This is a genomic window from Azospirillum sp. TSH58, assembly GCF_003119115.1.
Lineage (GTDB): Bacteria > Pseudomonadota > Alphaproteobacteria > Azospirillales > Azospirillaceae > Azospirillum.
In genome coordinates this window covers 202,768-223,653 of sequence record NZ_CP022364.1, presented here as the reverse complement: position 1 = coordinate 223,653, position 20,886 = coordinate 202,768, and the positions used below count along the sequence as shown (strand labels likewise).

Annotated in this window: 19 protein-coding genes and 1 tRNA gene; 7 read left to right on the top strand and 13 right to left on the bottom strand. The window is 66.4% G+C overall.

Going from position 1 to position 20,886, the window contains the following annotated elements; all coding sequences use genetic code 11:
- Positions 1-69: 69 nt before the first annotated feature.
- Positions 70-894: a YdcF family protein gene (locus TSH58p_RS04590; RefSeq protein ID WP_247874157.1), complete on the bottom strand. Its 825-nt coding sequence runs from the start codon at positions 892-894 to the stop codon at positions 70-72.
- A 169-nt stretch (positions 895-1,063) separates the two neighbouring features.
- Here TSH58p_RS04590 and TSH58p_RS04585 point away from each other — a divergent pair, with 169 nt between their 5' ends.
- On the top strand, positions 1,064-3,022 hold the full coding sequence (locus TSH58p_RS04585) for a methyl-accepting chemotaxis protein (protein ID WP_109071209.1): 1,959 nt from the start codon (positions 1,064-1,066) through the stop codon (positions 3,020-3,022).
- 92 nt (positions 3,023-3,114) lie between these two features.
- Here the strand turns inward: TSH58p_RS04585 and TSH58p_RS04580 are convergent, their stop codons facing one another.
- The 5 genes from TSH58p_RS04580 to TSH58p_RS04560 form a co-directional block, all read right to left on the bottom strand.
- Positions 3,115-5,766 carry a valine--tRNA ligase gene (locus TSH58p_RS04580; protein ID WP_199230179.1) on the bottom strand — a complete coding sequence of 884 codons (2,652 nt, stop codon included), beginning with the start codon at positions 5,764-5,766 and terminating at the stop codon, positions 3,115-3,117.
- Positions 5,767-5,822: 56 nt separating this feature from the next.
- Positions 5,823-6,509: a DUF2497 domain-containing protein gene (locus TSH58p_RS34520; protein WP_109469148.1), complete on the bottom strand. Its 687-nt coding sequence runs from the start codon at positions 6,507-6,509 to the stop codon at positions 5,823-5,825.
- 141 nt (positions 6,510-6,650) lie between these two features.
- A complete protein-coding gene (locus TSH58p_RS04570) occupies positions 6,651-8,009 on the bottom strand; it encodes a TolC family outer membrane protein (RefSeq protein WP_247874285.1) in 1,359 nt (452 codons plus the stop codon).
- Between the two features lie 35 nt (positions 8,010-8,044).
- Complete coding sequence (locus TSH58p_RS04565; protein ID WP_094302098.1) at positions 8,045-8,371, bottom strand: rhodanese-like domain-containing protein; 327 nt, start codon at positions 8,369-8,371, stop codon at positions 8,045-8,047.
- A 110-nt stretch (positions 8,372-8,481) separates the two neighbouring features.
- Positions 8,482-9,138, bottom strand: coding sequence for a protein-L-isoaspartate O-methyltransferase (locus TSH58p_RS04560; protein WP_109072524.1), 657 nt, complete (start codon positions 9,136-9,138; stop codon positions 8,482-8,484).
- Between the two features lie 218 nt (positions 9,139-9,356).
- Here TSH58p_RS04560 and TSH58p_RS04555 point away from each other — a divergent pair.
- Positions 9,357-9,430 (top strand) — tRNA-Cys (locus tag TSH58p_RS04555).
- A 280-nt stretch (positions 9,431-9,710) separates the two neighbouring features.
- Here the strand turns inward: TSH58p_RS04555 and TSH58p_RS04550 are convergent.
- Both TSH58p_RS04550 and TSH58p_RS33570 read right to left on the bottom strand, forming a co-directional pair.
- Entirely contained in the window at positions 9,711-10,151 is a 441-nt protein-coding gene (locus TSH58p_RS04550) for a hypothetical protein (protein WP_109072523.1), read from the bottom strand.
- Positions 10,151-10,489, bottom strand: coding sequence for a hypothetical protein (locus TSH58p_RS33570; RefSeq protein ID WP_199230240.1), 339 nt, complete (start codon positions 10,487-10,489; stop codon positions 10,151-10,153). Before TSH58p_RS33570 ends, TSH58p_RS04550 begins: the two co-directional genes overlap by 1 nt.
- Positions 10,490-10,873: 384 nt before the next feature.
- On the opposite strand from TSH58p_RS33570, the gene TSH58p_RS04540 reads away from it, so the two are divergent.
- The 3 genes from TSH58p_RS04540 to TSH58p_RS04535 all read left to right on the top strand — a co-directional run bounded on the left by TSH58p_RS04540 (position 10,874) and on the right by TSH58p_RS04535 (position 12,365).
- A complete protein-coding gene (locus TSH58p_RS04540; protein ID WP_247874284.1) occupies positions 10,874-11,146 on the top strand; it encodes a helix-turn-helix transcriptional regulator in 273 nt (90 codons plus the stop codon).
- 31 nt (positions 11,147-11,177) lie between these two features.
- Entirely contained in the window at positions 11,178-11,384 is a 207-nt protein-coding gene (locus TSH58p_RS33010) for a hypothetical protein (protein ID WP_146205972.1), read from the top strand.
- 144 nt (positions 11,385-11,528) lie between these two features.
- Positions 11,529-12,365, top strand: coding sequence for a DUF2971 domain-containing protein (locus tag TSH58p_RS04535; RefSeq protein WP_109072522.1), 837 nt, complete (start codon positions 11,529-11,531; stop codon positions 12,363-12,365).
- Positions 12,366-12,474: 109 nt separating this feature from the next.
- Here TSH58p_RS04535 and TSH58p_RS04530 read toward each other — a convergent pair whose 3' ends face one another.
- The 5 genes from TSH58p_RS04530 to TSH58p_RS04510 are packed head-to-tail and all read right to left on the bottom strand — an operon-like array spanning position 12,475 to position 19,640.
- On the bottom strand, positions 12,475-15,864 hold the full coding sequence (locus tag TSH58p_RS04530) for a hypothetical protein (RefSeq protein WP_109072521.1): 3,390 nt from the start codon (positions 15,862-15,864) through the stop codon (positions 12,475-12,477).
- 2 nt (positions 15,865-15,866) lie between these two features.
- Complete coding sequence (locus TSH58p_RS04525) at positions 15,867-18,059, bottom strand: hypothetical protein (RefSeq protein ID WP_146205971.1); 2,193 nt, start codon at positions 18,057-18,059, stop codon at positions 15,867-15,869.
- Positions 18,056-18,292 (bottom strand): hypothetical protein, encoded by a 237-nt coding sequence (locus tag TSH58p_RS04520; protein WP_109072519.1) that lies wholly within the window; start codon positions 18,290-18,292, stop codon positions 18,056-18,058. The genes TSH58p_RS04525 and TSH58p_RS04520 overlap by 4 nt, the downstream gene beginning before the upstream one ends.
- Before the next feature lie 6 nt (positions 18,293-18,298).
- Entirely contained in the window at positions 18,299-18,967 is a 669-nt protein-coding gene (locus tag TSH58p_RS04515; RefSeq protein ID WP_109072518.1) for a hypothetical protein, read from the bottom strand.
- Between the two features lie 13 nt (positions 18,968-18,980).
- The gene (locus tag TSH58p_RS04510; protein WP_109072517.1) at positions 18,981-19,640 is read right to left on the bottom strand and encodes a hypothetical protein; all 660 of its coding nucleotides are present in this window, start codon (positions 19,638-19,640) and stop codon (positions 18,981-18,983) included.
- 114 nt (positions 19,641-19,754) lie between these two features.
- Here TSH58p_RS04510 and TSH58p_RS04505 point away from each other — a divergent pair, with 114 nt between their 5' ends.
- Together TSH58p_RS04505 and TSH58p_RS04500 are read left to right on the top strand one after the other, a co-directional pair.
- A complete protein-coding gene (locus TSH58p_RS04505; protein WP_146205970.1) occupies positions 19,755-20,168 on the top strand; it encodes a hypothetical protein in 414 nt (137 codons plus the stop codon).
- Complete coding sequence (locus TSH58p_RS04500; RefSeq protein ID WP_109072515.1) at positions 20,155-20,649, top strand: hypothetical protein; 495 nt, start codon at positions 20,155-20,157, stop codon at positions 20,647-20,649. The genes TSH58p_RS04505 and TSH58p_RS04500 overlap by 14 nt, the downstream gene beginning before the upstream one ends.
- Positions 20,650-20,886 lie beyond the last annotated feature (237 nt).

Here is a 20,886-nt window from a genome sequence, read left to right as displayed (position 1 = left end):
CCCACCCCGCTAAATCTGGTGGCGCCACTCTAGCCGAGTTACCTCCCCGCGCCAACCGCGCAACGCCCGTCAGGAGCCCGCCGGCGCTGCGTTGCGCTCATGGGCGGGACCCGGAAACAGCGAGTCGGTCCGCCCCATCAGGCGGTAGGCGACGAGGCCGATCCATTCGCGGATCGGGTCCTGAAGCGCGTCGATCTGCTTGTCGAACTCGAAGCGGACGAAGGGGCGCCCGCCGAGGCGCGTGCGGTAATCGACCGGATAGGGAATCACCTCCCAGCCGACCTGCCGGAAGATGCCGACCGACCGCGGCATGTGCATGGCCGAGGTTACCAAGACCCAGGTCTCTCCCGGCTTCGGCCGGACGAGCCGCTGGCTGAACAGGGCGTTCTCCCAGGTGTTGCGGGACTCGTTCTCGTAGGTCACGTGGTCCGGGTCGATCCCGACCTGCCGCAGCGCGCCGCGGACCGCCAGATCCTCCCGCAGTTCCAGAGCGTCCTGCCCGGCCAGCCGCCCCGAGCCGCCGGTGAACACCGCATGCGCCTGGGGATAGCGTCGGATCAGCTCGGCAAACCCCAGGACACGCTCCGCCGCGTCGTTGAGGGACGGCTCGCCGCGGTCGAGAGTGATCGGCGGGTTCACCGCCCCGCCCAGCATGATGATGCCGTCCACCCGCTCCGGCAGCTCGGGGCGGGGAAAGCGCTCCTCCAGCGGCAGCGCCACCCAGGAGGCGATCGGCGTGACCATGACGATGACGAAGCCCACGGTTACCGCCACGACCAGCCGCCGCCCCCAATGCGCCAGACGGCGGATGAACAGCAGCGCCGTCCCGGCGGTGAGGATCAGCACGAGCAGATTGCCCGGCGAGACCAGGAGCCACAGCAGCTTCGACAGCACGAAGGACAACAGCCGACCTCCCCTTTCGATTTTCAGTGGCTTCTAGATACGGACGGTTGTCCACGATGCCCAGAGGGCGACGGCACGGTAACGAATCCGCCATCAATCCGTAACAGCGGCGTCTTCGGCGGCGGGTAAGGTCCGCGGCGCAACCAAGGATTTACCGCATATGCTGTCGAACATTTCCATCGGCACGCGAATCGCGCTGCTGGTCGCCGCGTCCGTGGTCACCTTGGGCCTGCTGGGCGGAACGGTCACCGTCGGCGCCCAACGCATGTTCGAGGCGACCGCCGAACTGGACCAGTTCCGCGACGCCTACGAGCACACGGCGGCCATCGAGCGCCGGGCCAGCCGCCTTCGCTTCCAGGCGCTGCGCTTCGTGGCCGACCGGGACGAGACGGCGGCCGAGGCCTTTGCGAAGAACGCGGAGGAGGCCTCCCACCTGCTGGACAACCTCAAGGAGCGCGGCGTGGAACGCCTGCCGCAGGAAGAGCTGGACCATCTGTCGCAGGGCATCGGCACGCTGAAGGAGCGCTTCTCCTCGGTCGTTGCGCGGGCAAAGGAACTGGGCCTGTCCGACGACAGCGGTCTGCGCGGCGTCCTGCGCGCCTCGGCCCGCGCCATCGAGGACGAGCTGAAGCAGTGGCCGAACGCCGACAAGCTGACCGGCCGCATGGAATCCATGCGGAAGATGGAGAAGGACTTCATCATCTACAGCGACGAATCGCTTCTGTCCGGCCACCGCAAGGCGTTCAACGAATTCACCTTCTTCCTCGCCGACTCGGGCCTGGACACGGCGACCCAGACCAAGCTGGAGAAGCAGGCGCGCACCTACCGCACGGACCTCGGCCGGTTCGTCGACGCCACCAAGGCCTTCCGGGCCGAGGTGCAGACCTTCAACGACGCCTTCCAGGCCATGGTGCCGCGTTTCGAAGCCCTGCTGGAGTCGGCCAATGCCGGCATGGCCGGGGCGGTGGAGACGCAGAACCGGGTGCGCGGCGAGGTGATCGCCAACGTGCTGCAGGTCGGCTCCGTCCTGCTGGTCGGCTTCGCGATCATCAGCCTGCTCGTCGCCCGCAGCATCACCCGGCCCCTGCGCCTGATCGAGGGCGTGATGGAACGGCTGGCCGGCGGCGACCGGACGGCCACCGTGCCGGAAACCGGGCGGCGCGACGAGATCGGCGCGATGGCCCGCGCCGTCAGCGTGTTCAAGGAGAATCTTCAGCGCACGCATGAGCTGGAGCAGGAGTCCCGCCGGGCCGAGCGGCGCGCGGAGGAGGAGCGGGAAACCGCGCTGCGCGCCATCGCCCACGACTTCGACTCGGCCTTCGGGCGGGTGCTCCACACGGTCAGCCACGCCGCCGACCAGATCCGCAACGGCGCCCACATCCTGCGCGACACGGCGGAGAAGATGAAGGAGCAGGCCCTCGACACGTCGGAGAAGGCCGAGCAGACCTCCGAGGTGGTCGGCATCGTCAACAACGTGTCGCGCACCCTCTCCGCCTCCATCGGCGAGATCGGCGGGCGGGTGACCACCTCCAGCACGGCCATCCGCCGCGCCGTGGACCACGCCCGGCAGAGCGACTCGGCGGTGGCGGCGCTGGCCGACAGTTCGCAGCGGATCGGGGAAATCGTCCGGTTGATCAACGACATCGCCGGACAGACGAACCTCCTGGCGCTGAACGCAACCATCGAGGCCGCCCGCGCCGGAGAGGCCGGCAAGGGCTTCGCCGTCGTCGCGTCGGAGGTGAAGGTGCTGGCCAACCAGACCGCCAAGGCGACCGAGGACATAGCGGGTCAGGTCGGCGCCATCCAGGAGGCCACCGGCTCGGTCGTCGAGGCGATCCGGGCCATCCGGACCACCGTGGAAGAGGTCGCCCACCTGTCGGAGGACGTGTCCGCCGCCGTGCGCAACCAGCTCGAACAGACCGAGGAGATCGTCGGCGCGGTGGGCCGGGCCAACGACAACACCCACGAGGTGACCGAGAGCGTCAGCACCATGGCGATCACCGCCGCGGAAACCGGCAAGTCGGCCATCGAGATGATCTACTCCGCCGCGCAGTTGGCGGACGAACTCCGGCAGCTCGAAGCCGACGCTGACCGTTTCGTCTCTTCCATCAAGATTTAAGGCATCAGGCTATCGGGCGTTCTTCAGACAAAACAAAAGGGCAGGAGCCGAAGCCCCTGCCCTTTCTCACTTTTTGGTCTGGATGACCGGCCTTACGCGGCCAGCATCTCCAGCGCCTTCTGCAGTTTGTCGCGGGCCTGCTCCGCGGTGTCGCGGCGGTCGCGCTGCTCTTCGATCACCTCTTCCGGCGCCTTGGCGACGAACTGCTCGTTCGACAGCTTGGCGTCGATCTTCTTGATCTCGCCGGACAGTTTCTCGATCTCCTTGGTCAGGCGCGCCCGCTCCTTGTCGAGGTCGACGATGCCTTCCAGCGGCAGGATCAGCGTGGCCTCGTCGAGCACGGCCTGAACGGCGCTCTTCGGCACCGGACCGGACAGCGGCTCGGCGCTGGCCAGACGGCCCATGCGCAGGATCAGGTCGCGGTGCGTGTCCAGCCGCCTCAGGCTCTCCGGACCGGCGTCCTTCAGCTTCAGCTCGATCTGCGCCGCGGGCGGCACGTTCATCTCCGACCGCATGGAGCGGACCGAGGAGATCGCCCGCACCACCCAATCCATCTCGTCGCGGGCGGCCGGATCGACCAGCTCCGCGCCATGATCCGGCCAGTGGGCGGAGATCAGGCGGTTGGCCCGGTCGGTGGACAGCTGCTCCCACAGCTCCTCGGTGATGAAGGGCATCAGCGGGTGGAGCATGTGCAGGATCTCGTCCAGCACCCAGGCGGTGGTCGCCCGCGTCTCGGCGATGGCGGCCTCGTCCGCGCCGTTCAGGATCGGCTTGGTGAACTCCAGGTACCAGTCGCAGAAGGTGCCCCAGGTGAAGGCGTAGGCGGTGTTGGCGGCCTCGTTGAACTTGTAGGCCTCGATGGACTCGCCGACCTTCTTCGCGGCCTCCGCCAGGGCGCCGACGATCCAGCGGTTCACCGTCTGGGTCAATCCCACCGGCTTGAAGCCGGGGACCGGGGCCACCCCGTTCATCTGGGTGTAGCGTGCGGCGTTCCACAGCTTCGTCGCGAAGTTGCGATAACCCTCGACGCGGCTGACCGCCAGCTTGATGTCGCGGCCCTGGGCGGCCATGGCCGTCAGGGTGAAGCGCAGGGCGTCGGTGCCGTACTGGTCGATCAGTTCCAGCGGGTCGATGACGTTGCCCTTGGACTTCGACATCTTCTGGCCCTTCTCGTCGCGGACCAGGGCGTGGATGTAGACCGTCCGGAAGGGCACGTCCTTCATGAAGTGCAGACCCATCATCATCATCCGGGCGACCCAGAAGAAGATGATGTCGAAGCCCGTCACCAGCACGTCGGTCGGGTAATAGCGCGCCAGCTCCGGCGTCTCGTCCGGCCAGCCCAGCGTGGAGAAGGGCCACAGGGCCGACGAGAACCAGGTGTCCAGCACGTCCTGGTCGCGGGTCAGCGCCACATCCTCGCCGTAGTGGGCCTTGGCCGCGGCGATGGCCGCCTCCTCGGTCTCCTCGACGAAGAAATGGCCGTCCGGGCCGTACCAGGCGGGAATCTGATGGCCCCACCAGATCTGGCGGCTGATGCACCAGGGCTGGATGTTGCGCATCCACTCGAAATAGGTGTTCTCCCACTGCTTGGGAACGAACACGGTCTTGCCGGTTTCCACGGCCTCGATGGCCGGCTTGGCGAGCGTGGCGGCGTCCACGTACCACTGGTCGGTCAGCCAGGGCTCGATGGCGACGCCGGAGCGGTCGCCGTGCGGCACCATGTGGGTGTGCGGCTCGATCTTCTCAAGAAGGCCCAGTGCCTCCAGCTCGGCCACGACCTTCTTGCGCGCCTCGTAGCGGTCGAGCCCGCGGTAGGCCTCGGGGACCTCGTCGCCGGTGATGCGGGCGTCGCGGTCCATGATGTTGATGGCCGCGAGGTTGTTGCGCCGTCCGACCTCGAAGTCGTTGAAGTCGTGGGCCGGGGTGATCTTCACGGCACCCGAGCCGGTCTCCGGATCGGCGTACTCGTCGCCGACGATCGGGATCAAACGGCCGACCAGCGGCAGGACGACGTTCTTGCCGATCAGGTCCTTGTAGCGCTCATCCTCCGGATGAACGGCGACGCCGGTGTCGCCCAGCATCGTCTCGGGGCGCGTGGTGGCGACCACGATGAAGCGGTCCGCCTCGCCTTCAATCGGGTAGCGGAAGTGCCAGAGGTTGCCCTTGATCTCCTTCTGCTCGACCTCCAGGTCGGAGATGGCGGTGTGCAGCTTGGGGTCCCAGTTGACCAGCCGCTTGTCCTTGTAGATCAGGCCCTGCTTGTGCAGCTCCACGAACACCTTGCGGACGGCGCGGCTCAGCCCCTCGTCCATGGTGAAGCGCTCGCGCGGCCAGTCGGGCGAGGCGCCCAGCCGGCGGAGCTGGCGGGTGATGGTGCCGCCCGATTCGGCCTTCCACTCCCACACCTTGTCGATGAAGGCATCGCGGCCGAAGTCGTGGCGCGTCTTGCCTTCCTTGGCGAGATTCCGTTCGACGACCATCTGGGTCGCGATGCCGGCGTGGTCGGTGCCGGGCTGCCACAGGGCGTCGCGCCCGCGCATCCGGTTGTAGCGGGTCAGAACGTCCTGGAGCGTGAAGGTCAGCGCGTGGCCCATGTGCAGGCTGCCGGTCACGTTCGGCGGCGGCATCATGATGGTGTAGGGCTTGCCGTTCGACTCGGTCTTCGCCGCGAACGCGCCCGTCTCTTCCCACAGCCGGTAGTGCTTTTCCTCGACCTCGGCGGGCCGGTACGTCTTTTCCAACATCACCAGGAACTTTCGCTTACGAATTCAAACGGAATGCGTGGCGGGCGTGACGCCGCTCAGAATTTCTGGGAGCGCCGGATCATCCGGTCGATTTCCTGCTGCACCAGCCGTTCGACGATGGTCGGCAGGTTCTCGTCCAGCCACTCCTTCAGCAGCGGCTTCAACAGCTCGCGGACCACCTCCTCCACGGTGCGGATGCCGACGGGCATCGGGCCAATGGACAGGTCATCGCCGAGCTGGCGCGCCAGATGCGTGAAGTGGTGGGACGATTCCTCGGCCACCCGGCGGGAGATCAGCCCGTCGTCGAGATCCGACGGACGGATGCGCGGCCGCGGCGGCGGCGGCTCGTCGTCGTCGAAATCGTCGAAGGCCGGCGCCGGACGCTTCACCGCCGGCCGCGGCGGCGGGGGCGGCGGTTCGGGGTCCGGATCGTGGAACGCGGGTTCCGGGTCGGCCATTCCACCGAAGACCGGCTCGTCGCGCCAAGGATCGGGCTCCGGCTCGTCGGGCTCGCTCCGCCCCTCGTCCTGGAGCATCTGGGTGAGCTCCAGAACGTCGTCGTCGTCATCCTCCATGGGAGGTGGCGGCGGCGGCGGCGGAGGGGGCGGCGGTGGAGGTGGTGGTGGGGGCGGCGGAGGGGGCGCCGCTTCCGCCTTCGCGGGTTCGCCGTCCTCCGAGATGATGCGGCGGATGGAGGCGAGGATCTCCTCCATCGACGGTTCTTGCTGGCCTTTATCGCTCATCGTGGCAAACCCGGGGACGTCATCCTGACGCGGACACTAGGGCAGGACTGGGTAAAAAGCCACCAGACAAAAACGGCCCGCCGAGGCGGGCCGTTTCGATCATCCGGGGAGGATCACCCAGGAAGGGGACTTCAAGTGCGATCACTCCGGCACGCCGGTTCCGATCCACTTGTTCCGCACCTGCTTGTAGTGCGTGTCGGCGTCGTAATACTGGACCGGCAGGTTGAGCTGCCGCGCCGTCAACTGGCCGATGGCGCCGAGGACCGTGAAGGCCTGGACCATCTCCGTCCGCTGGGCGCGGACGAGGTTGACTCGGGCGTTCAGCAGCTCCTGCTCCTGGTTCAGAACGTCGAGCACGGTGCGCGAGCCGACCTGGGCCTCCTGCCGCACGCCTTCCAGCGCGATCTCGGCGGCCCGGATCTGGGAGTTGTAGGACTCGATGCTCGCCCGTGCGGCCTGCAGGCCCTGCCACGCGCTGATCGCCGCCTCGACCGCTTGGCGGCGGGTGTCGTCGATCTGCAGGCGCGCCTGATTCGCCGTGTGCTTCGCCTCGCGGGTCAGCGCTTCCGGCAGGCCGGCCTGATAGAGCGGGATGGTGATCTGGGCGGTGAGCTGGGCCCCGTCCTGCCGCTTGATGTCGATGCCCGACGAACGGCCGGCATCGATGGTGCGGTTGGCCTGGGCCGACAGGTTGGCCGACGGGAGCAGGCGGCCGAACTGCTGGTCCACCGCCTCGCGCTGCGCCGCTTCCGTGTAGGTTGCCGACAGCACCGACGGGTTGTTGGAGCGGGCCATCTCGACGACCTCGTCGAGCGTCCCCGGCAGCTTGAACTTCGGCTTCGGCGCCTTCAGCTTGCCCGGCATCGAACCGACGACGCGCTCGTAGGTCGCTCGCGAGGCCTGGAGCGTGCCTTCCGCGGAGATGCGGGCGGCGATGGAGGCGGCCAGACGCGATTCGGACTGGCTGACGTCGGTGCGGGTGTATTCGCCGACGCGGAAGCGGTCGCGGGCGGCGTCGAGCTGGCGGCGGAGAACCTGCTCGTTGTTGGCCTGAAGCTCCAGCACCGCCTGGTTCTGCACGACGTCCAGATAGGCCGCCGCGGCGTTCAGCAGGATCTGCTGCTCGTTGGCGAGCACCGTGGCGCGCTGCGCCTCGACGGTGCGCTCGGCACGGCGGACGGCGGGACCTACGGTCGCGTCGTAGAGCGGCTGGGTGGCGGAGACGCCAACGCTCTTGGCGTTGTTCTCGGAGCCGGTTTCGCCGCCCTGAAAGGTGCTGTTGCTGGCGTTGCGGGTGATGCCCGCCGTCGCCCGCACCGTCGGACGGTAGCCGGACAGGGCCTGCGGAACGCTCTCGTCCACGGCGCGCTGACGGGCGCGCTGGGCGGCGAGCGCCGGGTTGTTGGAATAGGCCTGCGCTAGCGCGTCTTCGAGGGATTGGGCCGACGCGGTGTCGATACCCCCGACGAAGGCAACCCCCAGCGTGAGGGCGGTCGCCATCAAATGGCGCGCGAAACGGCTTCGCACAGTCATGTTCAATAGACCTTCATGTTCGGGTCGATTCGGCGCGCCCAGGCATCCACCCCGCCATTCAGATTGGTGGCGCGGGAAAATCCCTGGGAGCGCAACCACATGGTCACCTGCGCGCTGCGCCCGCCGTGATGGCAGACGACCACGATGTCGCGGTCCCGCGGCAACTCCCCGACGCGGGCGGGCAGCGCCCCCATCGGAATGTGGAGGCTGTCGGGAAGGGCGCAGATGGCCACCTCCCCCGGTTCCCGTACGTCAAGCACCAGCGGATCGCCACCCGATGTCCGGATGCGGTCCAGGTCCTCGACCTCCATGTCAAACGGCGCCGGCATGCCTTGATTCTCCGCTGCGGGCCGCAGGACCGCGGCCGGTGAAAGGCAAGGTGACAGGCTGGGGGACAGCTCAAAAGGGGCCAAAGCCCCTGATACCACTCACTTCGAAATCAGAATACGAATTTCGGCTTGGCTTCGAAACCGGGCAGCGGGTGCGTGTGCGCCTCGAACAGCGTGCGGGCCGAGGTGACCCCGCCGCTGCGCTGATACAGCTTCACCTCGCCGACCCCACGGTCGCCCAGAACGGCGGCGACCAGCCGCCCGCCCTCGGCCAGCTGGGCCAGGATGCCGTCCGGCACCTCCGACACCAGGCCTTCAATCACGATCACGTCGTAGGGGGCCTGCTGCGGGTAGCCCTCGGTCAGCGGGGCGGTGATGACGACGGCGTTGTCGGCGCCGACGGCGGTCAGCGACTCCGTGGCCTGCCTGGCCAGCTCGGCGTCGGACTCGATGCCGACGACGGTCGCGGCGAGGCGGGCCAGCACCGCGGTCGAGTAGCCGGAGCCGCTGCCGATGTCGAGCACGACGTCGGTCGCGTCGATGCTCACTTCCTGGAGCATGCGGGCGAAGACCATCGGCTCCATCAGGTAGCGGCCTTTGCCGATGGCGAGATCCTCGTCCACATAGGCAATGCCGCGCGCCGCCTTCGGCACGAACTGTTCACGGGGAATGTCGAGCATGGCATCGACCAGACGCTGGTCGGTCACCTTGTTCGGTCGGATCTGCCCTTCGACCATGTTGAGACGGGCGGCGGCGTATTCGGACATGGCGGTCGCTTACAATCTGGTGGACGGAGCGCGGCGCCAAGCCGTGGTGCGCGGCCTCGCTGCCTCGTCGCGTATATATCTTCAAAGTCTCACGAACACAACGCCGCACCGGATCATCGAAAAAACGCCACGAAGGCGCTTGACCACCCCCATGAACAGCAGTATACGTCCGCTCCCACGCCGCGGCGCTCCCGCTAGGGGGTGCCGGACGCAAGGATGGCGCGGTGGCAGAGTGGTGATGCAGCGGACTGCAAATCCGTGTACGTGGGTTCGATTCCCGCCCGTGCCTCCATCCTTGAAAGTCAATCAGGCCAATGGTTTAGCCCCGCTCCGGCGGGGCTTTTTGTTTGCCCGGTGTGTTGCAAGACCCGACAAAGCGAAACCTAGGAAAATCAACGGTTTCCAAGGATTGCCGTATTTTCCATGCAACACGGCTGCGACACGAATAGGAGCAATGTTCGCGGGGTGTTCTGTGCTCCCTGCCCTCCCCTTTGGCGCGACCGATCCGCCACAAAAAGAATGCCCCGGCGCTGGGCCGGGGCTTCTCCTGGGCAGCGGACAGTCTGAAACGCCTACGAGTCGGCAGCCTCCGTCTCCCGGTCGACGGCGCCCAGCTTTTCCACCCGATAGGCGGTCACCTCTTCGCCCTCGTCACCCTGCCGGTACTGTGTCAGGCGAACCAAGCCATCCTCCGCCGCGCGTTGCAGTACGTCGGCAAACCCATGCAGGAATAAGTCCCGATAGCGGTCGGTGGCGAGGTCGCCCATGTGGTAGATCAGCGCGTCGCCCGGCACCATGTCGGTGAGCAACCGCCAAGCGGCGTTGCGTCCCTCATAGGCCAGAGCGAACTTGCACTCTGCACGCGCACCCAGGCCGCCGGAGAAGGCTGGGATAATGTCCCTGCCGTACCGACTCGCTCGAAGGCCGGCATCTTCCCTGGGGGCGGCCAGCAGCGGGACAAGCGGGACCCTGTTCGGTGTCCGCGACTTCCATTCCTCGATCAGCTCACCCATCACAGCACCTCCGTCCGCTGGCGCCGACGGGTTCGCGCCCGGTCGAACACCTCCGCATCCTCGGCGCGGAGATCGAAGGGCAGCCCCAGCACTCCACCGGTAGCGGGCACGGTGGACCATTCCAGGTCGCCGCTGTCCTCCGCGTCGTTGGGATCGCCGGGGCCTTCGGCGCGCGTCGAGGCCCATACCTCGCGCATGTCCTCGAACTCGTCGGCGCCCTCGTCCTGCGGCTCCAGGTCGGGATCGCCGTCCATGGCGTCGAGGATGGTGAGCAAGGCCTCGACGGTGCGCTCGATCGCGCGACGGCGGTAGGCCGGGGCCGCGGCGAACGCGGACACGGCGTCGAGGGCTTCGGCCAGGGCGGGGGACGGCGCCCGGCTGCGCTCAATGGTACGGAGGGGCGGGGTTGCTTTCTTGCCGACGCGGCGAACGGGTCTTGCGTTCTGCGATTGCGTCGGTACACTCTGGGCATGAGAAGGCATTTGCCGACAGCTCCCTTTTAGCTGGGCGGTAATCCAAGGGCCAGTTGAGCGTTGCCGCGCTCGCTGGCCCGTCTCGTTTGCGGGCTATGCCCGCGAATCAGGTCGTTACGCGACAGCGCGCGTCAGCGATCTTCGGTTTGGCATTCGGGTTCCTTGTAGGTGAAACCAACTATGCGTTGGTGGAAAACACCATACAGGTGGAGTAACCTTGCCGCAATAGACCGGATACGCGAGGGTGCCGTGCTGACCACACTGACCTGTGACCTTCTCGGTATGACCCGCGAGCAATTGCGCATGGCCCGCGCCGCATTGGACTGGACCGCGGACGAGTTAGCCGCTCGCGCAGGTGTGGCCGTGAACACCATCCGCCGTATGGAGAAGGGGCACGGCGCCCTTCAGGAAACCGTGCTGAAGATCCAGCGGACCTTCGAGGCCGAAGGACTGGAGTTCATCGCTGCGGATGCGCCGTCCCTTGGTGGTGGGGCGGGCGTACGCTTTCGGAAGACTGGTTGAACAGCGATCCGCTATCTTGAGGAGAGATGTTGTGCCGACATTCTATTGCCTGAAATGCGGTGAACCTTTCCAGGTCACTCGCACCGGCTACAACAAATTCAACACGAAGATGCCGTTGATGCTCAACTGCGGGCCAATGCGCGAACGATTGAAAGATGGTCCAGTAAGCATGTCTGAGTTTGAATGTCCGCATCTCAATGAAGCGATCAAAGACGCTATAAACTCTGGAAAAGTCTGAGCACCCCGAATTCATCGGGTTGCTGGGTGGCGGGCCGGGCGTGCGGTTCCGAAAGGCTGACTGATTTGACAATGAAGCTCCGGAAAGCATCGGAAATCAATTTAAGTGCGTAATTAGTTCCGTTTCTCAAATGAGAATGCAGCTATGAAACTGTATAAATACGTAACAGCAGACCGTATTGATGTAATACAAAACAGAATGATAAGATTTACACCCCCATTTGCTCTAAATGATCCCTTCGAAATGCAGCCAATTATTGGTGGTTTGGCTGATGATGATTTCTTGGAGAGAGAGTTTGAGGAAAATTATGAGACAACCATTAGGAGGCTGTATGAGTCTGAGCCTATCTTTTCTTTAGTTATGCCATTTGATGCATTTAGGCTACTGGCTATGCAGCGAAAGCATGTCACGCTTAATGGCGTAAAAGCAATGGCAAAGCATGTAACGCCTATTCTCAACGAAAGAGTTCAAGAACTCAACCAGCATATTGGGGTCCTTTCGCTCACTACAGAACCAGAAAATCTTTTGATGTGGGCACATTATGCGGGAAATCATCAGGGAATGGTAATCGAATTCGATGGACTATCTCACTTCTTTAATAGAAAAAGATCGGAGAATGACGAATGCTACCACCTTCGTGAAGTAAACTATTCAAAAGAGCGACCAAGAAGAAATTTCATCGATATTGACGTTTCCATTCTTCTTCTTACGAAGAGTGTTGAATGGGGTTACGAAAAAGAACTTAGAGTAATGGCTCCACTTTGCGATGCTGACAAAGTTATTAAGGGGGCGGAATGTGATATCCACCTATTTTCATTTGATCCCAAATGTGTTTCTTCGATCATTTTCGGCGCGCGAACAGCTACTTCTGTGGTTGGCTCAATCACAGAATGGGTCAGGGGCAGCCAAGATTATACGCATGTCCGAATCAAGAAATCCGTTCTTGATAGAGATCGCTTTGCCGTTCAAATCATGGAATGATTCAGCCTATCACAATTGAAGCGGCGGCATTCCTAGATGCGCCCCCTGCACAAATGACAACGGCCGCCCCGGAGAGTGGCCGTCGGTGGGTTAGGCGTGCTTCATTACATCACCGCCCATAGAGCGCCCGCTCGCGCTCCTTCGCCTGGATCGTGGCCTTGAGGTCCGGCTCCTCCTGCATCAGCACCTGCTTGGCGGCCTGCTTGTAGGTGGTGAAGACCTTCGCCAGCACGCCCTGCTTCCCGGTGAACCCGAACTCCGCGCCGCCCTCGCCGCGGGGCAGGCCCTGGTATTCCGGCTGGTCGCCCAGCCACGCCACGTAATCCGGGAAGGTCCGCCCGTCGATGGCCGGCAGGGTGTTCATGAGGTGGACGAATCGGTTGTACTGGTGCGCCGACAGGGCCACGCCGTCCATCTTCCGCGGCGGCATCTTCAGCGGCATCCCGGCGTCGATCAGCACCTGATCCGCCGGCGCCGGCTTGCCCCGGCTGATCTTCAGCGGGAGCACCATCTCCCACAGCTGGCCGTCGCCCTGGTCACGCACCCGTCCGAACAGGTCGAGAGACGGCTCCAGATCGTCGGACAGGCCGGGCGTGCGGGCCTTGAACCGTTGGAGCGCCTGGTACCAGCCCCGCACCGCTGGCGAGAGCTGCGGGTCGAAGTCCTCCACCATCGTGTTGGAGGCGTCGGGGTTCACGTACCGCTCGATGGTGCCGCGCAGGGAGCTGTAGGGCAGCATGCCGTCGAGGAGCACGCCCCCGTAGGTGTCCGTCAGTCCCTGCATCAGCGCGCCGAAGCGCTCCTCCGGCTCGTCGTACATGCTCTGGAACACGCGGGCGATCTTGGCGAAGCCGGTGAAGAACGGCTGGTCACCCATGTAGCCGTAGAAGGCCAGGGCCGCGCCGGCTGCCAGCTCGTCCAGCCCCGCGCCGTCTTCCGCGGTCAGGGCGTGGCCGGTCATGTCGGCGGCCATCGCCAGCAGCGGCGACAGCGGGTCGAACCGCTCGTAGGAGACATAGACTTTCTCGGGCGTGACCTTCACCGCGCCGACCTTGGAAAGCTGGGCGATGGACTCGGGCGTCAGCTCCCCGGCGTTGAACACGAAGCTGTAGGGCTGCCAGCCCTGCCGCTCCAGCGCCTGCCGCAGTTCGGGCCGGCTCGGGCCACTGCCGGTGATCCGGCCATCCAGGGCGTAGCTGGAAGCCGCCGCCATGGCGAGGCTGCCCAGGGTGAACTTGGCAATCGCCAGATCGCGCCGCGCGCCGCCGGCCATGAAGTCTTCGCGGGCCTGGGCGGACAGCGGCGCCAGGGGAGAGCGCTGGATCACCTCCAGCATGATGTTCATCGGCGTGCGGAAGAACGGGAAGATGACCTTCGTTGCTGGGGACATCGCCAGCGTCTGCTGAACGGCGGCCAGCAGCGGCGACTCCAGATCGCGCTGGAAGGTCATGGTGCGGGCGAAGGACGCGGCGTCCGCCTTCACCGACGGGGGCGGGTTCTCGATGAAGGTCGCCACGAAGTCCGCGACCTGTCGGCGGGCCGTGGCCGGGTCCGTGCCCTGTTCGATCAGGTCATCGAACATCGCGCCGCCCTGCCGGTAAGCCTGGGCGTGCAGCTCCATCCGGTAGCCCACGGCCTTGAAGAACTCGTCCTCCGTCAGCATGGCCCGACTCGGGAGCGTGACGAACTTCCCATAGAGGTCCACCGCCTGCCCGACGGGGCCGGTCAGGTTGAACGCCTCCGCGCTGATCGGGTTCAGCCGGTCGCCGCGGGCGATTTCGACGCGGGACGCGATGTCCTGGATGGGCATGTTCTCCCGCCACGCCCGGCGGGCGATGGACCAGCCGTCGAGGAAGCCGCGCAGGGCGCCCGTGGTCATCGCCAACGCCTCGCCCATGGCGGCCCGCTCCGGGTCGGCGCCGGGAAGGCGTGCGCGCCCCGCTCCGATCACCGCGGCGAGCTGGCGCTCCAGGATCTGCATGCCCCCGAAGACGCCATTGCTGGCGACGTTGACGAGGTGCGTCTTGGGGCTGGAGAGCAAGCCGTTGATGAACTGCGCCAGGAAGGCGTCGGACAGCTTCGCCAGCATGCCGGCTTCGGCCAGCTTGTTGCGGGCGCCCTGGGTGGACAGGCTGAGGTACTTCGTCGCCAGATCGCGCACCGACGCCTCGCCACCGTATTCATCCAGCACCCGGCGCACCGCCTCCCCGGCGGCCACGTCGCCCGCGTCGCGCGGGATGCGGAACACCGCCAGCGTGCGCGCCACGTCGCTCTGGATGCCCTTCACGGACTTCGCCAGGGCGCCATGGAAGGCCAGTTGCTGGCGGAACTTCAGCTTGTCGAGGTCGGTCGCCGTGGGCAACACCACGGATTTCGCCAGCCGGTCGAGTTCCCCGCCGCTGGCCGTCAGCAGGCGCAGCGCGTTCAGCATGTCCTTCCCGTTCAGCAGCTCGCCGCCCTCGCCGCGGTTCAGCACGCGGGCGATGAACTTCTCATCGATGCCCGCCGCCTGGGCCTGCTGCTGGATTTCGGTGAAGGTGATCTTCTGCGGGGTGGTGAACAGTTGCCCGGCCCGGTCGATGGCGGCCTTCACGTCGTCGGGGCCGGCGATGCGGTCCAGGTTGAAGGTCAGGGCCGGGGGCTTCCCGGCGGTGCTGCCGGTGCTGTGCTGGAACGCCAGCGTTTCCGCTTCGGTGGCCTCGCGCACGGCGACGTAATCGCCCACCGGGCCAGACAGCTTGCCATCGTCGAGGATCGGCTCGTCCACCCGGCGGGCGGTGGTGCCCATCCGGCGCAGCATGGCGCCCGCCGGGCCGCTGCTGACGGTGGCGCCCGCGTCCTCCACCCCAGTGATCAGCCGGGCCGCCGCCGCGGCGCCGGTGGCCGCTCCCTTCAGCGGGTCCATGAAGGCGGCGCCGACCACGCGTCCGGCGTCCGCGAGCGCATCCTCCGCCGTCTGGGCGCTGTCCCGCTGGTCGAGGGGCTTGGGCCGCACGAAGGGCTTCAACTGGCCGTCCGCCGGGTCGCGCTGGATCGCGTACAGCAGCTCGTTCGGGTTCACGCGGGCTTCTTCCCAGAGGGCCTGGGCATGATCGGGCGCGAGCTGCTGACCTTCGGCAGCATCAGCCGGGGCGCGCTGCCCCGAGAGGGCGAGGCCCAGGTCTTCGGCCATCCGGCGCGCGGTGCCGCCCAGGGCGTCGATGAACGAGGTGCCGGCGGAGGGGGGCGCAGCGTCCCCACCGTCGCCCGGCGCTGGAGTCTTGTCGCCGGCCTGGGCCAGCGGCGGCGCGTTCTCCGCCGGGCCGCGATAGACCAGCGTCGTGAAGCCCGGCCCGTTGCCGTACCGCAGGATATGGCCGGGGTTCTGCCTGTCGGGAATGTCCTCGAAGTCGGTGAAGCCGCCGGACGTGTCCGGCTTGGTCTCCGGGGGCGGCGCCGGTTCCAGGCGAACGCGGGCACCGATGCGGGATTCGATGAAGGCGTCGTCAATGGTGCTCATGGTCATTCCCCGTGAACCTGCTGGATGGCGGTGCGCAGTTGCGTCAGCTCGCGTTCGTTGAAGAGGTCGCGCTTGAACACGCCGAAGACGCCCGACTTGGGATCGGACAGCCGGCGGGCCGCCTCCAGGTCATCGACGCTGTTGAAATCGAGGGCGATGACGTTGCCCTGCGCGTCGCGGAGACCAGCCGCCCGCACCTTGTCGGCGGCGGCCTTCAGCTCCGCCCGGTACTGCTGAACGAGCGGGCTGGCGTCGCGCGTCTGCTGTTGCGCCCGGTCGCCGTCGATCACCCGCTTTGCGACCTCAACCGGGTCGAAGGGCGTGCCGGCCTGCCGCGCGGTGTCGACAGCATCATCGAAGGCGATGCGCATGCGCGAGGCGGCCTTCGCCTCCGCGCTGTTGGCCTGGAACAACCCGCCTTCGACAAGGCCCGCCGCGGCGCGGATGCGGGCGAGGCCGGTTTTGTAGCGTTCGTCACCCACGCGGTTGAGCTTGTCGAGGAGGCGCCGCCCGGTGTCGTAGGACAGGCCGCGCCCCATGAACGTGGTGAGCGCTTCACCGTTGCTGATCACGCCGCGTTCGATCTGGCCCTCAAGGACGAACAGCAGCTCCGGATTGTCGGGGCCGGCGTTGCGGCTCTGCTCGTTCAGCTTCGCGAAGGCTTCGGGGTTGACCACGCCCAGGGCGCGCACCTGCCCAATGAGTTCGCTCCGACGGGCCAGATAGTCGGGCGCAGCCGGATCGAGCGAGGCCAGCTCGTACAGCGCCCTGTTGGAGCTGGCGGTTCGCCGCTTCTCGTCAAGCCGCTCCTCCCGATCCGCAAGGCCGGCGGCCCCGCTGGCGGCGGACAGAAGCTCCTTGCGCAGCGCCATCTTGCCTTCGCCCGACAGCAGCCGGTAAGCCGCGGTCGCCTTGGGGTCGGCTTGGCCGGACATCAGCATGCCGTAGGCGCTCAGCGGGTCCTCACCGGCGGCCCATTGCAGCACGACGCCCGACGCCTGTTGCTCGAGGTCGCGAATCAGGCCGGTCATTCCCTTCTTCAGCCGGTCGCGCAGCTCCGGGGTCAGGCCGTAATCCTGCCCGGGCGGTGTTGCGCCCTCGTCCATCTTGCCGTTGGCCCAGGCGCGCAGGTCTCCAGCCGTCCAATCTGCGAAGCCCTTGCCGTCGCGCCGCATGCCGGCGTTGGCGGTGATGGCATCGGCGCCCAGCAGCTTGCGCACCGGCGTGCTCGGGTCCGCCTGCAGGACGGCCAGCGCGCCCGCTGGCCCGGCGAAGTGTGCGAGGTACTTCTCGGCATCCCCGACCTTCTCCACGCCGTTCGCCTTGAGGAAGGTTTCGTTGGCGTTGCCGTAGCCGTCCACCATGCGGACATGCAGTGCGCGGCGTTCGTGCGGCGTGCCGCTGTCGCGGAGGGCCAGCACCTGTTCATCCGTCTTGCCGGCGGCCAGCTCCGGCGCGTGCTTGCGCAGCGTGGACACCCACGTGCTGTTGCGGAACTGGCCCGGCCCGGCGGCGCTGCTGTTCGGGTTCTTGTCCGGACCGGTAGGCGACCACTCCGCCCCGATCACCTTCGCCGCGTAGGGCACCACCACATGATCCAGAAGCCCGCGCGCGGCGTCGGCGCCATCGGCCCAGAAGGTGTTGCGGACGGCGTTCGTGACGAGTTCCTGCCGGGCGCGGCCTTCCAGGTTGCTGTAGAGCAGGGCGCCACGCTCGGGCGCGAGAAGCCCGGAACTCGCGCCGGCATCGATGATGGCGCGATAGGTGCCCAGGGCGGTTGCGAACCGCCCATCGTCGCCGGACGACGCCGCGGTGAGAACATCGGCCTCGCCCATTTCCAGGCGCGCCGCGATGGCCTGATCCGCGAGCTTCTCGTCCTTGGCGCGGCGCGCGTTCAGCACCACCCCAAGACCCCGATTCCCCTCCTCGCGCAGCATGAGGTCAATCTGCTGGGCGAAGGGTGCCGGCGTCCCCTTGATGACGCCCTTGCGGTAGGCGTCCCACTCGGCGCGGAAACCATCGGGGTTCTCCCGGTGCTTGTCCTGAAGCACCAGCAGATTCGTCCGCGCGTCCACCTCGGCGTTGCCGGCGAAGGTAATGTAGTGGCGCTTTTGCTCCTGAACGGCAAAGCGCGTCGCCGTGTCGGTGATCTGGTTGCCGACTTGGCCCAGCGTGGCCCACAGGTCCATCGTCATTGCCGGTTCCTATCGCCGTCGATCAGAAGCGCCCGGTGCGCGGCGCGTGCCGCAAGCTGTTCGATCAGGTGCGGGCTGTCGCGCAACCCGGAAGCGGCGAGGAAGTCGTGGACCGCCGGCCAGCGCTTGGCCGCCCGCTCGATCATCCCTACCGCCTGCCCGATCATCTCGTCGGCGGCGGCGCCATGCGTCTCGCGCAGGCGCGCCGCCGTCTGTTCGGACACGGTGCCCATGAAGGGTTACCGGTCGTTGGCTTCGGCGTGGTCGCGCGCCTCGATGAACTTCCGAACGCAGCCGGCGAGCGCCGTTTCAATTGTCGGGGCGACGTGCGGTTGCGTGGCGCAGACATAGGTCGGAAGGATCTTGTGATCCGGGCCACCAGCATTGCGCAACGCAAGGGCGAACAGTTCGGCCAGTTGCAGGCTCCGCCCCAGATCGGCCATTGCATATCGGCGATGCGCGGGGACGTGCTGGCAGCCCAGCGATACGGCCCGTTCGATCAGATTGCTCAACTCCGAGTATTTGGAGCCGGCCTTTTCCAACGCTTCCTGCGCCGCCCGTGCCACTTCACCGGCCTGCTTCAGCAGCGCTTCGGCCTCTTCCCAATCCGCCTTGGCCTGGGCAGCGGCCTCTTCCGTGAGCGTCCGCTCCAGCAATTCGCGAGCGCCGTCGATACCGGTGCGCAACTCGGCTTGGCGCGCCTGCACCAAGGCGATTTCCTCGGCCACCTCCTTCTGGCGGCCAGCTTTGGCGCCCTCCAGCAGCCCAAGAGTGGCAAGCGCGGCGAGCTTGCGCTGTTCGGCCTGAAGGTCGCCCATCAGGGTCGTCAGCGTCTCCAGGTCGCCTTCGGCTTTGGCGATGGCGGCTTGGATGCTCTTCGAGTCCATCGATTTCGTCTGGTCGGTCATGTGGGTTCTCCAATCAGGACGCGACCGGATGCGCGAACCACGCATTCGAGCTGGTGTTGATCAGGCCGCCCTGGGCCAGCTTGCGGGCGTGTTCCAGAAGCGTTTGCTCCTCCGCCAGTTCCGAGAGCAGCGCCAGATCCTCGGCGGTGCGTGAGGGGCTTTCGCGCCCGATTTCCCGCTTCTTCGCGGACAGCGCCACGATATGGGGATCGAGGGCACTCACGCGGTTCAGCAGGAAGATCTGAGAGGGCATCCCCTCCGGGCAAACCGCCTGCTCCGCGGCGAGGCGTGCTTCGCGGGCGCGGTGGAGAACGAGCCGCGCCGACCCCAGGATGGCCTGCCGTTCCAAAGCGCTTTCCTCCCCGTCCACCTCGGCGCGGGTGCGGAGTTCGTCCGCAGCGAGCTGGCGATCCTGCTCCTCCAGCGTCGCCACGCGCACGTCCATCAGGTCGTGACGGCGCTGCGCTTCGGCGCGCTCGCCTTCAAGGGCGGGATCGGCCTGCGTCAGGGCGGCGAGCTGACGGGCCTGGGCGGCGAGGCCGGGAAGGATGGTGCGGGCTTCGGCCAGATCCAGAGCCAGCGCGTTGCGGCTGGCGAGGATTTCCGAAAGGCGCTGCTTCGCGTCGGCGTCGAGGCCGGTGTCGGGCGAGGGAGGAGCGGCGAGCTTCATCATGATCCGGGTCCGATCTGGGGCGCACACGGCGCGGTGGATCAACCCTGCCTGCTGTGCGTTGGCCCGACCAACGCACGCCGTTCAGGCTGGCCCCGTCATTGCACGGAGGCGGACGTGAGCGACAATCAACAGCAACGGCAGCTCGGTTTCCAACGGTCCTGGGGGAAAATCCCATGGGCCTATCATGCGATGTGCCGAGAGATCCGGCGGCACCTGAAGCGGCGCGGCTGGGCACTCTGGGAACTCGATGACGCGGCGGGATGGAACGACGGTTACGCGGGGAAGGCCCTGAACCCTGCGACGCCTTCGGGGCGGATGGCCGGATACGACATGCTCGACCTCGCGTTCACCGCGTTGGCCGGCCGCGGATACCGTGTTCTCGTCATCCCGGACGACTTCGACATCACCGACCCCGCGGCGGTTCAGGCGCTGCTGGAGGAACAGGACAATGCCGAAGCGGAGCGCATCGCCCGGCTGATCGATGAAGCCGCCTACACGAAGAGGATTCCGAAAATTGCGCAAATCTGACCTTCCCGCGCCCACGAAGGGCGACACCCCGCTGGCCAAGCCCCGCAAGATCACCAAGAAGGTGCGGGCCGCCATCGATGCGCTGATCGCGGGTAAAGCCCGAACCCATGAGGAGGCGGCGGCCATCGCCGGCTGTGCCCGTGAGTCGGTCTCCCGCGCGCTCAAGCGGCCTGAAGTGCTGGAGGAAATCCGGCTCCAGGTCGAACGGCAGCTCAAGGGCAAGACGCTGGCCCGTGCCGCCGGCAAGCTCGATCAACTCATCGACGCGAACAGCGAGAACGTCGCCTTCCGCGCGACCGAACTGGCGCTGGGCCTGAACGGCTTCCAGCCGCCGCAGCGGGGCACCACCGTTCAGACCAACGTGAACGTCGGGTGGGTGATCGACCTGCGCACCAACGCCGACGGCCCCGGCCAGCGGCAGGGCGACAGCACAGCGGGCGGCATGATCATCGACGCCGAACCGGTCGAACAGGGCGGGTAAGGGCTTGGTGTTGGGTGGATCGTTGATGATCTGCCCTCGCCATGGACTTCGCCAACAAGGCCGCCAAACGGTTCAGCGCCTCTTCCACGCGTCTGCTTTGGTCGTCCTTAGTGTCCATCGGCCATTCTCCTTCCGGATGGCATCGGTAAACCTACGTAGCCATCAACAGGAGCTGGCGAGGTTGGTTGAGGTGGGTCCGGCAACGGGATGCTATTAGCCAGCGTTTCCAGGCGGCGT

What these genes read in the sequence shown, in the direction of transcription:
- TSH58p_RS04585 (WP_109071209.1), top strand. Translation starts at nt 1,064, where the DNA reads ATGCTGTCGAACATTTCCATCGGCACGCGAATCGCGCTGCTGGTCGCC.
- TSH58p_RS04580 (WP_199230179.1), bottom strand. Translation starts at nt 5,766, where the DNA reads ATGTTGGAAAAGACGTACCGGCCCGCCGAGGTCGAGGAAAAGCACTAC.
- TSH58p_RS34520 (WP_109469148.1), bottom strand. Translation starts at nt 6,509, where the DNA reads ATGAGCGATAAAGGCCAGCAAGAACCGTCGATGGAGGAGATCCTCGCC.
- TSH58p_RS04570 (WP_247874285.1), bottom strand. Translation starts at nt 8,009, where the DNA reads ATGGCGACCGCCCTCACGCTGGGGGTTGCCTTCGTCGGGGGTATCGAC.
- TSH58p_RS04565 (WP_094302098.1), bottom strand. Translation starts at nt 8,371, where the DNA reads ATGCCGGCGCCGTTTGACATGGAGGTCGAGGACCTGGACCGCATCCGG.
- TSH58p_RS04560 (WP_109072524.1), bottom strand. Translation starts at nt 9,138, where the DNA reads ATGTCCGAATACGCCGCCGCCCGTCTCAACATGGTCGAAGGGCAGATC.
- TSH58p_RS04550 (WP_109072523.1), bottom strand. Translation starts at nt 10,151, where the DNA reads ATGGGTGAGCTGATCGAGGAATGGAAGTCGCGGACACCGAACAGGGTC.
- TSH58p_RS04535 (WP_109072522.1), top strand. Translation starts at nt 11,529, where the DNA reads ATGAAACTGTATAAATACGTAACAGCAGACCGTATTGATGTAATACAA.
- TSH58p_RS04530 (WP_109072521.1), bottom strand. Translation starts at nt 15,864, where the DNA reads ATGAGCACCATTGACGACGCCTTCATCGAATCCCGCATCGGTGCCCGC.
- TSH58p_RS04525 (WP_146205971.1), bottom strand. Translation starts at nt 18,059, where the DNA reads ATGACGATGGACCTGTGGGCCACGCTGGGCCAAGTCGGCAACCAGATC.
- TSH58p_RS04520 (WP_109072519.1), bottom strand. Translation starts at nt 18,292, where the DNA reads ATGGGCACCGTGTCCGAACAGACGGCGGCGCGCCTGCGCGAGACGCAT.
- TSH58p_RS04515 (WP_109072518.1), bottom strand. Translation starts at nt 18,967, where the DNA reads ATGACCGACCAGACGAAATCGATGGACTCGAAGAGCATCCAAGCCGCC.
- TSH58p_RS04510 (WP_109072517.1), bottom strand. Translation starts at nt 19,640, where the DNA reads ATGATGAAGCTCGCCGCTCCTCCCTCGCCCGACACCGGCCTCGACGCC.